At 60.9% G+C, this 15,003-nt stretch carries 11 protein-coding genes and 3 pseudogenes; 8 read left to right on the top strand and 6 right to left on the bottom strand.

Annotated elements, in window-relative coordinates; translation table 11 throughout:
• Positions 1-2: 2 nt before the first annotated feature.
• The 3 genes and pseudogenes from sbnB to QMG84_RS19550 all read right to left on the bottom strand — a co-directional run bounded on the left by sbnB (position 3) and on the right by QMG84_RS19550 (position 5,570).
• A complete protein-coding gene (gene sbnB, locus QMG84_RS19560; protein WP_281932673.1) occupies positions 3-1,046 on the bottom strand; it encodes a 2,3-diaminopropionate biosynthesis protein SbnB in 1,044 nt (347 codons plus the stop codon).
• A gap of 39 nt (positions 1,047-1,085) precedes the next feature.
• Positions 1,086-2,102, bottom strand: coding sequence for a 2,3-diaminopropionate biosynthesis protein SbnA (sbnA, locus tag QMG84_RS19555; protein ID WP_281932672.1), 1,017 nt, complete (start codon positions 2,100-2,102; stop codon positions 1,086-1,088).
• 610 nt (positions 2,103-2,712) lie between these two features.
• A pseudogene (locus QMG84_RS19550) lies at positions 2,713-5,570 on the bottom strand (Tn3 family transposase).
• A 125-nt stretch (positions 5,571-5,695) separates the two neighbouring features.
• Here QMG84_RS19550 and QMG84_RS19545 point away from each other — a divergent pair.
• The 3 genes and pseudogenes from QMG84_RS19545 to QMG84_RS19535 all read left to right on the top strand — a co-directional run bounded on the left by QMG84_RS19545 (position 5,696) and on the right by QMG84_RS19535 (position 7,850).
• Positions 5,696-6,310, top strand: coding sequence for a recombinase family protein (locus QMG84_RS19545; protein WP_281932671.1), 615 nt, complete (start codon positions 5,696-5,698; stop codon positions 6,308-6,310).
• A 22-nt stretch (positions 6,311-6,332) separates the two neighbouring features.
• Positions 6,333-7,220: pseudogene (locus tag QMG84_RS19540) on the top strand (Tn3 family transposase); the annotation flags it as partial.
• Between the two features lie 183 nt (positions 7,221-7,403).
• Entirely contained in the window at positions 7,404-7,850 is a 447-nt protein-coding gene (locus QMG84_RS19535) for a vWA domain-containing protein (RefSeq protein ID WP_281932670.1), read from the top strand.
• Positions 7,851-8,262: 412 nt separating this feature from the next.
• Here the strand turns inward: QMG84_RS19535 and QMG84_RS19525 are convergent, their stop codons facing one another.
• The gene (locus QMG84_RS19525) at positions 8,263-9,255 is read right to left on the bottom strand and encodes a phytanoyl-CoA dioxygenase family protein (protein ID WP_281932669.1); all 993 of its coding nucleotides are present in this window, start codon (positions 9,253-9,255) and stop codon (positions 8,263-8,265) included.
• Entirely contained in the window at positions 9,252-9,518 is a 267-nt protein-coding gene (locus QMG84_RS19520; RefSeq protein ID WP_281932668.1) for a hypothetical protein, read from the bottom strand. The genes QMG84_RS19525 and QMG84_RS19520 overlap by 4 nt, the downstream gene beginning before the upstream one ends.
• Before the next feature lie 149 nt (positions 9,519-9,667).
• Here QMG84_RS19520 and istA point away from each other — a divergent pair, with 149 nt between their 5' ends.
• The 4 genes and pseudogenes from istA (at position 9,668) to QMG84_RS19500 (ending at position 12,969) form a co-directional block, all read left to right on the top strand.
• Positions 9,668-11,167, top strand: coding sequence for an IS21 family transposase (istA, locus tag QMG84_RS19515; RefSeq protein WP_281929030.1), 1,500 nt, complete (start codon positions 9,668-9,670; stop codon positions 11,165-11,167).
• Positions 11,168-11,169: 2 nt separating this feature from the next.
• Positions 11,170-11,898, top strand: a complete 729-nt coding sequence (istB, locus tag QMG84_RS19510) for an IS21-like element helper ATPase IstB (protein WP_281932041.1) — start codon at positions 11,170-11,172, stop codon at positions 11,896-11,898.
• 148 nt (positions 11,899-12,046) lie between these two features.
• A pseudogene (locus tag QMG84_RS19505) lies at positions 12,047-12,196 on the top strand (DUF932 domain-containing protein); the annotation flags it as partial.
• Between the two features lie 101 nt (positions 12,197-12,297).
• Positions 12,298-12,969, top strand: coding sequence for an SOS response-associated peptidase (locus tag QMG84_RS19500; RefSeq protein WP_281932667.1), 672 nt, complete (start codon positions 12,298-12,300; stop codon positions 12,967-12,969).
• A gap of 236 nt (positions 12,970-13,205) precedes the next feature.
• On the opposite strand, the gene QMG84_RS19495 is transcribed toward QMG84_RS19500, so the two are convergent.
• A complete protein-coding gene (locus QMG84_RS19495) occupies positions 13,206-13,451 on the bottom strand; it encodes an HU family DNA-binding protein (RefSeq protein ID WP_281932666.1) in 246 nt (81 codons plus the stop codon).
• Positions 13,452-14,559: 1,108 nt separating this feature from the next.
• Here QMG84_RS19495 and QMG84_RS19490 point away from each other — a divergent pair.
• Complete coding sequence (locus tag QMG84_RS19490) at positions 14,560-14,883, top strand: hypothetical protein (RefSeq protein WP_281932665.1); 324 nt, start codon at positions 14,560-14,562, stop codon at positions 14,881-14,883.
• Positions 14,884-15,003: the final 120 nt, after the last annotated feature.

Below are 15,003 nucleotides of genomic sequence, written 5' to 3'. Positions count from 1 at the left end.
CCTCAGAACAAATCGAGCATTGTTCCGACGTCTTCTGCTTCGGCGCGGCGGAGAATCGCGCGCGCGCAGACGATGTCGTCGATCGCCATCCCCATCGGGTTGAGCAGAATAATTTCTTCGCCGCTCTCGCGGCCCGGCTTGGAGCCGACGACGATCTCGCCGAGTTCGGCATGGAGCTGCCGCCTCGAGAAGGCGCCCGCCTCGACGAGCTGATTGATGATCTTTTTTTCCCGGTTGGATTGATCCCAGTCGTCAACGACGACTTTGTCCGCCCTCAGGAAAACTTCCTTTTCTGCGTCCATTATGGAGACATTGGCGAGGAACGTTCCCGGCGAAAGCCATTCGAATTGCAGGTATGGCCGATCGGTTACCGTACAGGTCACCACCACCTCCGCTCCCTCGATGGCGGCGCGAGGATGCTCGACAGGCGTGAATTTTACTTCGGGAAACGTAGCCCGCGCCCATTGAACTCCCTCGCTGAGGTTTCCTGCATGGACGTCGTGAAGACGGATCTCTCGAACATGTGGGAATTGCTCGCAGAACATCTCGATCTGCGTGCGTCCGATGGGGCCGCAACCGATGATCGCCACTCGATGGAATATCGGTTTGGCGAGGTGACGACAGGCCACGCCCGTGACGGCGGCGGTGCGCAGAGCGCTGATCCGACCCGCCTCCAGAATTGCAATCGGAAAATGCGTGCTGGGATCGTTCAGGACGATGACGGCGCTGGCTCGTTCGATTGACCGGGCCGAGGGGTTGTCGTGTTTCGATCCGATCCATTTGAGCCCCGCGATCGGATCGTCGCCGCCGATCCAGGCGGGCATGGCGATGATGCGGTCGGCGATATGGGAGGAACGGGGGCTGCGCAAGTAGGGCTTCAGCGGCTGAGCATAGTCGCCCGCAGCATGAAGTCGGAAACCGTCTTCCACCGCTTGCATGTAGAGCCCGGAACGATCGCCCCCGAGAGAAGCGATGTCGGTGCGGGAGAGAAAACGCAATGCATGAGTGGTCGCCGGCGCATGCCGGGCGATGTCGAGAGCGCTCATTGATGAAGACCTCAGGAAGAGAAAGATATTTTTGGCCGGCTAAGATCGGGTGACGCTTTGCAATTCGGAGATCTTGGCGAGGATTTTGTGCGACTCGCGGAGAGGTTGCCGCACACGCTCGCTCTCAGGTAGCCAGTTACGACTGTAGACAGTGTCGAGATAACGCTCGCCACGATCTGGCATGATCGTGACGATGACGGCGCCTCGCGGAAGGCGAGGGGCCGCTTTTTCGATTGCTGCGATAATCGAGCCCGAGGAGCCGCCCGCGAGAAGTCCCTCTTCGCGAACGAGCCGATAGCAACCCTGCATGGACTCCCAATCGGTCACATAGACGACTTCATCGATCTCGCACGTGTCGAGTTGTTCTGGAACACGGCTGGCGCCGATGCCCGGAAGCCGTCTCTTTCCACCTGGAGAGCCGAATATGACAGAGCCGACGACATCGACAGCCACGATACGAACGGTCGGCCACGCTTCCCGCAGTCGACGAGCCACCCCCATGATCGTTCCGCATGTGCTGACGCCGATAAAGGCGTGTGTCGGCTCGATCGGCATGTCTCGTACAATTTCCGCTCCGACGCCTTCGTAATGAGATCGTCGGTTGTTTGGATTGGCGTACTGGTTCAGCCAGACGGCGTTAGGCAGTTCGTCCAAAAGTCGGCGTACGCGCCGAATTCGCGATCGCAAATAGCCGCCTTCTTCGTCCTTCTCTTCGACCAGTTCGATTTTGGCGCCATAAGTCTCGATCAGATCGCGGTTGCTTTTCGTGATGTTGGGATCGATGACGGCCGTAAACTCCAGCTTCATTTGCCGTGCGATCATTGCAATCGCGATGGCGAGATTCCCGGACGAACTCTCGACCAAATGGCTACCTTTGGTGATTTTGCCTTCGGCTATCGCTTGCTGGATCATGAACAATGCCGGCCGGTCCTTGACGCTGCCTCCGGGGTTGAACATTTCCAACTTCGCGAACAGCCTGATGGCCGTATTTTGGAAAGGGACTTCCAGCTCCACGAGAGGCGTGTCACCAACGAAAGAACAGAGATTGGGGATCATTTTCTGCGCTCCGTGCAAGGCGCAAGACAATGTCGCTGCGTTCGGCTGAGCTGCCGGCACGCTAGTTCAGCGGAGTTTTTTTTTAAGGGAGATGAGTACTTATGAGGAGCTGTAGACGATATTCATCTTGATGTTCTCTAAGCTGAAATCAGTTGCGGGCGGATTTAGGTGATCCGAGGGCGTTCAGTTGTGTAGCGCCATCGATCTCGACAAAGCATCGAATACGCGCTGAAGCGCGTCAATGCATTAAACGCTCAATTGGAAGCTTTACAGGAAGTAGTTGAGAAGGGTTTCAGTTTAGATGCGCTTCGCGATCAGACGCCAGTAGTGTGGCGTGAAGGAGTTTACGTCACGGTGCATAGAATCATTACGGGGGAGGAACGATTAGTATCCCGACTTTTGGCCAGGGGCGCGGACAGGCGATGAAGCGGCCAAGCGGATCATTCCCTATGCCTGAAGCCAGCCACCGATCATTCGAATGAACGACCTTTTTCGGCTTAGGAACTCGCCGCGACGCACCACCTTCCTCCGCATGAATTGCGCGGATGCTCGTCCCTCGCGATACGGCCGATCCGCGTATTTGGGGTCGTTTGCGGGAGGGGGCGGAATCCTACGCTAAGGTTTTTGGCCAGCGATATTCGCCCGTGAGATTGATGTGTTCCCACCCGAGCGGCGAGACGTGGGCCAAGAGATCGGGTGACACGGGCGCGCCCTCGCGCGTTCTCGCGCCCACGATTTCGCCGAGCTTCATCGTGTTCCAAAAGATGATGATGGCGGCGAGGGGTTCATGCCGGCGACGCGGTAATGCTGGCCTTCGCCAGAGCGGTCGCGTATTTCGCCGCGCCGATGGAAGTTGACGGCTCGCTTCAAGGCGTGGTGAGCCTCGCCCTTGTTCAGACCAATTTGCGCTCGTCGCCGAATGTCGGCGTCCATGATCCAGTCGATCATGAAAAGGGTTCGCTCGACGCGGCCGACTTCACGCAAGGCGCATGAGAGCTCGTTCTGTCGGGAATAGGACGCGAGCTTCCGCAATATCTGGCTGGGAGCGACCGTCCCTGCTGCGATGGTGGCGGCGATGCGCAGTATGTCTGGCCAGTTGCGCTCGATGAGCGCCTGATTGATTTTGCCGCCGATCAACGGACGCAGTTCGGCCGGGGCCTCGGCGGGATCAAAGACATAGAGCCTCTTCGACGGAAGGTCACGAATGCGAGGGGCGAACTTGTAGCCGAGAAGCGCGCATGCCGCGAAAACGTGATCGGTGAATCCGCCGGTGTCGGCGAAGTGCTCGGCCCGCGTCGTTCATGAGCAGGCCGTCGAGGATATACGGCGCTTCGCTGGCGGTGGCAGGGATCACCTGGGTCGCGAACGGAGCATATTGATCCGAGACATGGCTGTACGCCTTGAGCCCTGGCGTGTTGCCGTATTTCGCATTGACCAGGTTCATGGCCTCGCCCTGTTCAGAGGCGACAAAGAACTGTCCATCGCTCGAAGCAGATGCGCCCCTCCCCCAAAAGGCGGCCATCGGAAGCCCGGCCTGAGCTTCAACCACCATGGCCAATGCGCGATCGTAGGCCTCGCCTTCGACATGCCAACGCGCCAAGCGGATCAACTCCCAATGGCTATGAGTGTTGGTGGCCTCGGCCATCTTCCGCAGACCGAGATTGACGCCTTCCGCCAGGAGGACATTCATCAAGCCGATCCGATCGGCGCAGGGCTCTCCGGTCCGGAGATGCCTGAACGCCTCGGAGAATGCGGTGCTGGCGTCCACCTCCAACAAGAGATCGGTGATTCGGGCGCGCGGCATTTGGCCGTAGAAGTCGAGGACCAGATCATCCACCCCCTCCGGGGAAGAGGCCTCGAGCCTTTCGACATGGAGGACGCCATTCTCAATGGCGCCGCCGGGAATTGCGCCGGCGCGAGCGGCGCGGCCGAGGTCTTTCAGGCGCGTTCCGAGCCGTGATCGCCGGTCTGAAAGCCATTCCTCGGGCCGCAAAGGCGCGACGAGACGAGCTTGCGTGACCGCTTGCGTCGAGACGAGGGTTTGCTTGATGTCGCCATACCGGCGTGAACGCGCGAGCCAGATGTCGCCGGATCGGAAGGCGTCGCGGAGATGGAACAGCACGGCGACCTCCCACAGCCGGAAATCCCCGTCGGGCTGGACGCGCAGATGACGGCGCCATTTTGAGCCCGGCGCAAGAAGTCCGTCGATCGTTCGCGTTTCGACCCATTCCGCAAGACGTCCACCGCCGCCAAGAGCGGCGCGGCGACGGGCGCGGCCTCCATCTTCAACAAGCCCAACATTCTCGGAGCGTAGCGGCGAAAGCGGGCATAGCCGTCCAGCACATGATCGAGCGGCTCGGCGGCCATCGTCGTGCTCAGCCCGACCGCTGTGGCGACGAGAGACCTGAACCGTTCCCAGCCCGGCTTCGCAGCGATGACCTCTTCGAGCGACGCGCCATCGTCTTGCGCGCCAACCAAGGCGCCGCCTATTTCTGCGAAGGTTTTCAACGTGTCGCGGATGGCGCTCTTTTCGTCCGAGACCTTTGCCTCGCAAAGCCGCTCTGAAGATCGTAGAGCTTTCCGACGATGCGATCGTGCGTTTCGACAACGGCGTCGGCGAGCATGGACAGCCATTCCGCCGCACAGACGGCGAGAATCGCGAGCCGTCTATCCATCGGCAGGTCGCGCATGCCATCGGCATAATAGCGCTCCCCTTGTCTGCGCAGACGCGTAACCCGATGGACTGGCACGCCGACCAAAAGGCCGTCCGGCAGAGGGAGGCCTTCCAAGTATTCCAGACGGTCGAGCAGTCGATTGGCGGCTGACGAATTGGCGCCGGGCTCGAATTGCCGAAGCCAGACATAGCGCGTCACCCGTTCATCGACCGTCTCTTCGAGGAGACGCAGCAATCGCTCCCGGACCTCAGGGCTCAACCGATCGGCTATTCGGCTTTTCGACCAACGCATCGACGGACAAGCGCTCGATCGTCGATATTGCAGGAAGGATCGTGCGAGATTGGCGGCATTCGTTCACGAACCGGCGAACCAGGTCCTCGTTCGACGCCGCGAGCTCGGCTTCGCGGCCAAGCCAGTCTCGCAGGTCGCGGGCGATGCGCCCTGAAAAGGAACGGAATCCGTAAATCCTGCGCAGCTCGGCAAGATGCTCGTGGCGTGTCTCCTCGCGCACGGCGTAATCGGCGAGATCGTCGGCGCGCAGGCCGAGCTGCGCTCCGATAAACTCCAGAACCTCTTTCGGGATCAGTTCCCCCGGCGCCAGAATGCGCCCTGGATAGCGCAGCGCGCAAAGCTGCAGCGTGAAACCGTATTTGTTATGGGGCCGCCGTCGCCGTTTGATGTGAGCGATATCCTCGTCGCTGAGCGTGTAATGGATGAGCAGTTCCGCCGGCTCGGTCGGCAGGCACAGAAGCGCTTCTCTTTGCCGAGGCGTCAGCACGATCCGGCGCGGCATGTGTGTTCCTTTTTCAATTTTGCTCGCGGTTTAAGACGCCTTGTTTAAGATACGTCTTAAGATACATATTTGGGCGCCAGAACAGCTCGGGCGCCGCCGGCGCCCCAAACCATCGTTTGTGAAACATGCTGATCGGATATGCCCGCGTCTCGAAAGCCGACGGCTCGCAGTCGCTCGACCTGCAGCACGACGCCCTGCGTGTCGCCGGCGTTCTAGAAGACCAGATTTACGAGGATCGCGCGTCCGGGAGCCGCGATAATCGGCCCGGTCTCGAGGCTTGCCTGCGCGCGTTGCGGGCGGGCGATGTGCTTGTCGTTTGGAAGCTGGACCGGCTCGGGCGAACGCTGACCCATCTGGTCAACACCGTTCAGGATCTGTCGGATCGGGACGTCGGTCTGAGAGTGCTCACCGGAAAAGGGGCGCAGATCGATACGACCACTTCCTCTGGTCGGATGATCTTCGGCATCTTCGCCACTCTGGCTGAGTTCGAACGCGATCTGATCCGTGAACGGACCCTGACAGGCCTCGCCGCGGCGAGGGCGCGGGGCCGCAAGGGCGGCCGGAAATTTGCCCTCACCAAAGCCCAGGTCCGCCTGGCTCAGGCCGCCATGGTCGAACGCGACACCTCGGTCTCCGCCCTTTGCGCGGAACTCGGGATCGAGCGTGTAACCCTCTATCGATATGTCGGCCCCAACGGCGAACTCAGAGATTACGGAAAGCGCGTCCTCGGCTTAGCGTAGGATTCCGCCCCCTCCCGCAAACGACCCCAAATACGGCTCGGAGCCGGGCGTGAAGTTCTACACCCACGTCTCCGATCGCTACGCGCCGTTCAACACCAAGGTCATCGCCGCCAACGCCAGCGAGGCGGCCCATATTCTCGACGGCCTGCTGCATCATGAAAGCGCGCTCGACATTCGCGAGCACTATACCGACACCGCCGGAGCCATCGACCACGTGTTCGGCCTGTGCTGCCTCTTAAGCTTCCGCTTCGCGCCGCGCATCCGCGATCTCGCCGATAGAAGGCTCTATGTCCTGGACACCCACGCGGAATACAAAGCGCTCACTTCGATCATCGGTGGCGCGGTTGACATGCGTGTCGTCGGCGACAACTGGGACGAAATCCTGCGCTCGGGCGCGTCGATCAAGGCTGGAACCGTCGCGCCTTCGGCGCTCATGCGCCGGCTCGCCGCCTATCCGCGGCAAAACGCGCTCGCCAAGGCACTCCGGGAAATCGGTCGTCTGGAGCGCACGCTGTTCACGCTCGACTGGATCAGCGACCCCGCGCTGCGCCGCCGCGCCAACGCCGGCCTCAACAAGGGCGAGGCGCATCATGCCCTCAAGAGGGCTGTGTTCTTTCATCGCCTTGGCGAGATCCGCGATCGGACGTTCGAGAACCAAAGCTACCGCGCCTCGGGCCTCAATCTCGCGGTCGCCGCCATCGTTCTCTGGAACACCGTCTATCTCGGACGAGCCGTCGACGAGCTGCGTTCCCGCGGCGAAACCGTCCCCGACGAACTCGTTGCCCACATCGCTCCGCTCGGGTGGGAGCACATTGCGTTCAACGGCGATTACGTCTGGCCGGCCGAGCCCCTTCAAAACACCTTCCGCCCCCTACGAAGCCCCCGCGCCGACTTCCTTGATGCGGCTTAGAGTGCGTTTTGTGGAAGATTCCACGATGACCCCCACAACACATGGAACGGCTGCGTACAGGACCGGGGCGACGAAGCGGCTCCCGATCCTGGCAACTATGACACCAATGTCGTTTTGCCCACGACTGCGAACCCCGCAACGTTGTTTTCTGCTGAGCAATATAGCTCATGCCCACAAGCCGCGGTGGGTCTGAATTACAACTGGACGACGATGCAAAGCGTGGTCAACGCGATGCAACCCAACGGCAATACCAATCAGGCCATCGGCCTCGCGCTCGGCTGGATGTCGCTCGCGGGCGGCGGTCCGTTTACCGCACCAGCGATGGACCCGAACTACACCTACAAGCAGATTATCATCCTGCTCAGCGATGGCCTCAATACGCAGGATCGTTGGTATTCTAGACAATCACAAATCGACGCGCGCCAGACGATGACCTGCAACAACATCAAGGCGGCCGGAATAACGATCTATACGGTGGAGGTCAGTACCGACGGGACGCCACTTTCTCCGCTCCTTCAGCAATGCGCCAGCGACAGCACAAAATTCTTTTTCCTCACATCATCGAGCCAGATCGTCACGACCTTCGACCAAATCGGCACCAATATCAGTCAGCTATATATTTCGAAGTGAGGCAAACGACAAGAGCGGCGGATTTCCGGCGATATGGGCCGGAAATCCGCCGCATGCCATAGATATTCACACTCTTGATTACTCCGGTTCCTTGCCTTTTCTAATTATCGTAAATTTGCCTTCGCGCGATCGACTGAAGCGCAGCGGTTTATCAGCACCTCTTCTCCATTCGCAGGCTCAAGGGCGGCACGCGTGCGCGCCGCGCTCGGACCAGCCATAGCGAGCTTTCTCGAAGACCCTACTGTCGTCGAGGCATGCTCAATCCGGACGGCGGGCTATGGATCTACAGGCTGTCGACCGGCCTCGAGGATCGCGGTTGCAGAATGTCGACGGTCGAGGTCGGGCGGAGCTCGAGCGTGTATTGCGCTGACAAAGGTGCGCGTCTTTCTAGCATTGGTCAAAGCGAAGCCCTTCAATAGGATTCCTGAGATCCCTGGTATGGATCCGCCGATCGCACAGTCGGAAACTCCATCGGCGGTTCGACTTGATGAGCTCGCAGTTCATCGTGCCGAGAGGCCGTCGCGGCCCTCTGACGTGCGACGAAGTCAGCCACGGCCGCCGCCTGATCTGGACGAAGTGCGTCGGCGGCAGAAAAATGGGCCGGAATCTTGTCTTGCAACAACACCTCCGGAGACTGGCCCTCGTAGTTCCCGAGGTTTGGACGATGTTGTACGTAACCTATCAGTTGAGCCAACTCGGGCCTGAATCTCCGGGCGACTTGCGGGGGATAGACCAACCATTGGTTCTCATACGGCTTCAGCCAACCCAGGCAGTAGCTGACAATTACACCTCGGCGAACGTCTTGGCTGCGGTTGCCACCAGCCCCATGGAGTGTCGAGCCCAAGAAGATGATCGCCGAGCCCGGGTCACATTCGACAACGATTGGAGCGTAAGTAGGGGTCGGTTCGAGCGCCTGCACACCATGGCTATCGGGCCAGATGATGGTCGCCCCGTTCGACTCCTTAAAAGACGTCAAGGGCCAGATGACGTTGACAAGATATTCGACCGCACCCACAGGGCCGCGCCACATGTCCTGATCTCGGTGCGGAAATTGTGGCAGCGCCCCTGGATGTAACTCGATCGCCTGCATCAGGTTCAACTGAATGGTGTCGCACCACGGCCCCAGGATTGACGCCGCTAGACCGAGCATCAACGGGTGGCAGACGAGTGCCTCCGCATGCGTCGACCGAGCTAGCAGCGAGCCGAAACGCTTGGTTCGCTCGCCGTAGAAACCACCAAGACAAAACGGGGTGTTTTCGAAACAATCGCCGATGTCCTCGGAGAGGGCGGTCAGGGTCGGAGCCGGCAGAATGTCGCGCGCTAAGCAATATCCATGTCTGCGTAGTCCTTCGAGGTGCGGTGAGAGTTCGGCGACTGGCCTCTTCAAGAGTTCGGAAGCGATCATTGCCCCATCTCCCAACCATTCAGCACATCCCTCGAATACAGCGTACGGAATTGACACGGCGCATAGACGCCACCGTCCTGCAGCCGGGCCAGCGTATCGTCTTCAATCTCGATCTGCAGGGCGACCAGAGCCGTGGGCTCAAGGCCATTGCAAGGGCCAAGCGCGCGACATTTCCAACCAAAGTTCTGAATTTGCTCGAACCATGCCTTCTCTGCCACGCCGGTGTAGCTCGTCACGCCCTGTTGTTGGGCGTAGACGACCAACGAGGTCACCAGTTGGTTACGCGAATAATGCCGAGCGTGTGAATCGGCGTGGAATAAGGACCCCGTTTTCGGGGTGATCGGCATCCAATCGGGACCCCGGGGCTGAGGGTCCACATTGGCCTCCTTTTTCGAGGGAGGCCGGGGTTGGGATGCTGGTTGTGGAAACGATTGCGAAGATACGGCGCGCCTATTTTTCCCAGAAGAAGCCGATCAAGGAGATCTGTCGCGAGCTGCGCGTGTCGCGGAAGGTGGTGCGCAAGGTCGTTCGGTCGGACGCGACGGAGTTCCGCTACGAACGCGAGACGCAGCCGCTTCCCAAGATTGGCCCCTGGCGGGAGCAACTGGAAGGGCTCCTATCGGAGAACGAGGCAAAGGCGCCTCGGGAACGGCTGACGCTTGTCCGGCTTTACGAGGAGCTGCGCGGGATTGGCTATGACGGAAGCTACGACGCTGTCCGCCGCTACGCGAAAAACTGGCGCAAGGAACGCGGCGCCGCCCTGGCCCAGGCCTATGTGCCGCTGACCTTTTCCCCGGGCGAGGCCTATCAGTTCGACTGGAGCCACGAAGTCGTCGTGCTGAACGGCGCGACGGTGACCGTGAAGGTCGCCCACATGCGGCTTTGCCATAGCCGCATGCCGTTCGTCCGCGCCTATCCGCGCGAGACGCAAGAGATGGTGTTCGACGCGCACGATCGCGCCTTCGCCTTTTTCAAGGGCGCTTGCGCGCGCGGCATCTACGACAACATGAAGACGGCGGTGGAGACGATCTTCGTCGGCAAGGAGCGGCAATACAACCGCCGCTTCCTCCAGATGTGCGGGCATTACCTCGTCGAGCCCGTGGCCTGCACGCCGGCGTCTGGCTGGGAGAAAGGCCAGGTCGAAAACCAGGTCGGCTTGGTGCGCGAGCGCTTCTTCACGCCGCGTCTGAGGTTTAAGAGTTACGACGAGTTGAACGCCTGGCTGCTCGACAAATGCGTCGCCTACGCCAAAGCGCATCGCCATCCCGAGATTGCCGATAAAACAATCTGGGAGGCCTTCGAGGAGGAGCGCCCAAAGCTCGTGCCGTTGCGGGGCCGCTTCGACGGCTTCCATGCGGTGAGCGCGGCGGTGTCGAAGACCTGCCTGGTCCGCTTCGACAGCAACAAATACTCGGTGAAGGCCAGCGCCGTGGGCCGGCCCGTCGAAGTCCAGGCCTATGCCGACCGCATCATCATTCGGCAGGACGGGATTGTCGTCGCCGAACACCGTAGGCGCTTTGGCCGAGACGAGACGGCCTATGACCCTTGGCATTACGTGCCCGTGCTGGCGAGGAAGCCGGGCGCCCTGAGGAACGGCGCGCCGTTCAAGGACTGGGTGCTGCCGTCCGCCATGGAGAAGATCCGCCGCAAGCTCGCGGGCTCCGCCGACGGCGATCGGCAGATGGTGAAAATCCTCGCCGCCGTTCTCGACGACGGACTGCCAGCGGTCGAAGCCGCCTGCACCGAGGCGGCTGATCAGGGCGTTCATTCCGCCGACGTCATTCTCAACATTCTGGCGCGTCGCCGCGATCCCGGCCCGCCGCTGACCATCCTCACGCCGGACGCCCTGACGCTCCGGCACGCCCCTCTCGCCGATTGCGCAAGATACGACCAACTGAGGAGTTCGGGCTGATGATGGAACGCACGCAAATCTTCGATTTGATGGGAGAACTCAAGCTCCATGGCATGAGGAGCGCTTACGACGAGGTGATGGCGACGGGCATCAAGCGGCAGCATGAGCCGCCGCAGATCGTGGGCGACCTTCTCAAAGCCGAAATCGCCGAAAAGCACGCCCGCTCGATCAAATATCAGATGACGATCGCCAAGCTGCCCTTGGCGAAAGACATCGACGACTTCGACTTCGACGGGGCGACAGTCAACGAAACCCTGGTGCGCGATCTCGCCAGCGGGGCCTTCGTCGGTCAGCAGCGAAACATTGTTCTCGTCGGCGGCACAGGAACTGGCAAGACGCATCTCGCCATCGCCATTGCCCGAAGCTGCATTCGCGCCGGCCTGCGCGGGCGCTTCTTCAATACGGTCGATCTCGTCAATCGCCTCGAGGCGGAGACCCGCGCTGGACGCCAGGGGCGCATCGCCGACTACCTCACCCGCATGGACTTCGTTGTTCTCGACGAACTCGGCTATCTGCCCTTCGCGCAGGCGGGCGGCCAGCTCCTGTTCCACCTCGTCAGCCGGCTCTATGAGCGCACCTCGGTGATCGTCACCACCAATCTCGCCTTCGGCGAATGGCCCAGCGTCTTCGTCGACGCCAAGATGACGACCGCGCTGCTCGATCGCCTCACCCATCACTGCGACATCGTCGAAACCGGCAACGAAAGCTGGCGCTTCAAAAACCGCGCCTGACGCCGTCGCCCCATTCAGGCCGCTGCGGTTATCGGCGTAACTCCGGTCGGGCTACGCCCTCCCTCCGTCACGCCGATAACCGCAGAACCGCTTCGCAAAAGGGGTCCCTTTTCGGCGCCGAGCTGGGGTCCCATTTCAATGCTGATTGACACTGGAGACCGACGATGGCCATGTCGAACTGCGAGCCGTGACCGGCCGCGATTATGGGCGGATATTCGATCACGAGCTCGTCGAAGCTGTGCAGCGAATCGCCGGCAATGGCACGGGCGACATGCGCTGGAAGGTTCCGGGTTTCATCGCGCGACAGCCGGCCAACATGGCATTCAGGCATCGGATTATCAGGCGCAAAAAGCCCCTGGGGCGTTGCCGCGTTCCCCGCCAGTGCGGTATCTTCCGGCCATGTGCGGACGGTTCACGCAATCCTACACATGGGCGGAGGTCGAGCGCTTCCTGAGCGTCGTCGGCCCGGCGCGCAATCTGCGGCCGCGCTACAACATCGCGCCTACCACGCCGATTGACGTCCTACGGCTGGGCAAGGCCGGCCGGGAGCTGGTCCCGATGCGTTGGGGCCTGGTCCCGTCGTGGTGGAAGAAACCGCTGGGGGAGCTGCCCTCGACCTTCAACGCCCGCGCCGAGACTGTGGCGGAAAAGCCCATGTTCCGCTCGGCGTTCAAGTCGCGCCGCTGCATTATCCCCGCCTCGGGCTTCTACGAGTGGACCGGCAAACCAGGCGCGAAGACGCCCCACTATTTTTCGGCGCGAGACGGCCGCCCGCTGGCCTTTGCAGGCCTATGGGAGTGCTGGCGCGATCCTGAGACGAAAGAGCCTCTCGAGTCCGCGACTGTCATCGTAGGGTCCGCGAACGAGTGGATGCGGGCCTTTCATGACCGCATGCCCGTCATTCTCGCTTGGTGCGACGCAGGGGCATGGATGGCGGGCGAGAATCCAGCGGAGCTTCTCCAGCCGCCGCCTGAGGATGCGCTGCAGGAATGGATCGTATCGCCGCGGGTGAACCGCTCAGGCGTCGGCGACGATGATCCGGCGCTAATCGAACCTTCGCGGGCGGCTTAGTAGAGCACCCCCCATCACTCGCTTGGCCGCGTTCCCCGCCAACGCTGCTGTCAGTCGTCGGAATTTCAGGCGCAAAAAGACCCGCAGAGTCGTCCCGCGGCGGGTTCTCACTTTTGAGCGTCTTCGTCCCGTCGTCGTCGCTGTAATCCCCGCCGCGGTCGCGCCGCCTTACCTTATTCACAAAGCCCACCATCACCGGCGACGGCTTGAAAGAGACCGTCCTTCGAGCGGTAATCTCACACCCCACGCCCGTAATTCCGGCCTACACGCGCGCGCTTCTTCCGAACGATGAAACTCCCAAACTGACGAAGACGAACCGACCCGCTCTCATCGAGACACGCAATAATCTCTTCGAAAACCTCATCACAGATCCTGCGCGCCGCGCGCCGCGACAGCCCTGGGCATTCCCGGTAGATGGCCCTCGCCAAAGCCGACCGCGTCAATGTCCGGATTTGCTTTTCACAGCCTTCCTGATCGCTCATAGGACAGCCCGCTCTCAGTGTTTCGAACTCGAGGGCAGGGACCGCAGCCACGCCTCTATGCTTTCAGGGGTTCTTTTGCCCTTCTCCGGCAGCCGCCCCAGGAAACTCTTCATCCGCTCCGGCGACAATTCACGCGCTGCCTGCCGCACCCTGCCCGAGGCCCGACCCAATGCTGCAAATTCCAGCAACGCAGCCTCCGCCGCCTCCTGCGACGCCTCGCGCGACACCACCGCTACGACGCACCACGTCCCGTCAACCTTTACCACCCTATAACCCATGCGCCATCGACCTTGCCTTCGAATTACCCCCGCCCAACGCGCCGCGCGGGTGCGCGGCGCGTAACTGCGTCACCACCAGTACGGAGCCCGATACACAGGGTAGTACGCGGGGCCGTAGTAAACCGGGCGCGACGCCGCCGCACCGACCAGCGCGCCACCGAGCACCCCAGCCGCCGCCGCCGTCGCAACCGCCGCTTCCGTTTGACTCGCTTGCGCCCGGTTCTGCGCGTAATTCACGTTCGCGCACCGCTCGAAACGTCGCGTCCCCGGCCGTAAGCCGGCCGCTTCGCATGTCATCTCCGCGTTTGCCGCCGACTGTTGCGCAGACTGACACCCCGCCAGCCCGCCCGCCGCGACAGCAAAAACCATAAATCCCAAAAATACCTTCCTCATTTCTATCCTCTCGTTTTTGCCACTTTTCCATGGTCACTCGAAAACGCGAACGCCCGACCGCCGAGGCTCCCTTCAAACATGTCACCCCGACGCCGTAACCTGAAATGAACAATCGTGTTCGGCACCGCCAACAACAATTCATCCCGCCCGGCTTCCAACACTTAGACCTCTAGAAATTCGTTTGGCCGGTCCTGATCTAACAACCTGATGCGATTCCTCATCCCGAGTCCTTTCCAACCACAGAACGCGAGGCAAACCGATTTTTTCCACGGCACCATCCGCGCGGACGCGCACCCACTCAACAGTCTGAAATCTGAAAAGCTGGCCTTCGCCGCTTGTCTGCGGTACCGCTCATACGCGACGCCTGTTCTCGCATTGACGATTTAATAGCGTCAGGATATAGTACGTCTGGTTCTACGCAAGGGCTAATTCGTCTCATGGATCATCAGAGATCTTCTCTCCAAAATGCCGGCAACGCCTTCGCAGAGTTTCAAATCCTCGGAACAATTTTCGACATCGCTATCCTCCCGGGGAAAATTCGTGTGGGCTTGCGATCGAACTATCTACGCCGCGATCGTGCCGGCGACATCGTCGAGGCGCCAGCAGAAAATCATGTCGCCGTCGTTCATCACTCCACACGACGGTATGTCCAGAAATATGCTGCTCCCGGTCAGCTTGTAATTGCCCGTGGTAGGCTTTCCGGCGAACTGATTGCCGACCAGTTCATCTTGCTTGGCGCTAACGGCCCCTCAGAAGGCTAACTCTACCCCCCGTTCTGGGAATTGCCGCTCTGTAGCCCTTGGGATACCGCGCCGGTCAGCGCCTCCGTGCATACAGGCCAAGGTATCCCGAGCTGCGCTTGAGCGATCGCAGTTGTCACG

Source organism: Methylocystis iwaonis (assembly GCF_027925385.1).
In the GTDB taxonomy this organism is placed as follows: domain Bacteria; phylum Pseudomonadota; class Alphaproteobacteria; order Rhizobiales; family Beijerinckiaceae; genus Methylocystis; species Methylocystis iwaonis.
Note: the sequence above shows the minus strand (reverse complement) of the source record. Positions and strands in the feature narration are given on the sequence as shown.

Coding starts and splice junctions, on each gene's coding strand:
- sbnB (WP_281932673.1), bottom strand. CDS start 1,046: ATGAGCGCTCTCGACATCGCCCGGCATGCGCCGGCGACCACTCATGCA.
- sbnA (WP_281932672.1), bottom strand. CDS start 2,102: ATGATCCCCAATCTCTGTTCTTTCGTTGGTGACACGCCTCTCGTGGAG.
- QMG84_RS19545 (WP_281932671.1), top strand. CDS start 5,696: ATGCTGATCGGATATGCCCGCGTCTCGAAAGCCGACGGCTCGCAGTCG.
- QMG84_RS19525 (WP_281932669.1), bottom strand. CDS start 9,255: ATGATCGCTTCCGAACTCTTGAAGAGGCCAGTCGCCGAACTCTCACCG.
- istA (WP_281929030.1), top strand. CDS start 9,668: ATGCTGGTTGTGGAAACGATTGCGAAGATACGGCGCGCCTATTTTTCC.
- istB (WP_281932041.1), top strand. CDS start 11,170: ATGGAACGCACGCAAATCTTCGATTTGATGGGAGAACTCAAGCTCCAT.
- QMG84_RS19500 (WP_281932667.1), top strand. CDS start 12,298: ATGTGCGGACGGTTCACGCAATCCTACACATGGGCGGAGGTCGAGCGC.
- QMG84_RS19495 (WP_281932666.1), bottom strand. CDS start 13,451: ATGAGCGATCAGGAAGGCTGTGAAAAGCAAATCCGGACATTGACGCGG.
- QMG84_RS19490 (WP_281932665.1), top strand. CDS start 14,560: ATGGATCATCAGAGATCTTCTCTCCAAAATGCCGGCAACGCCTTCGCA.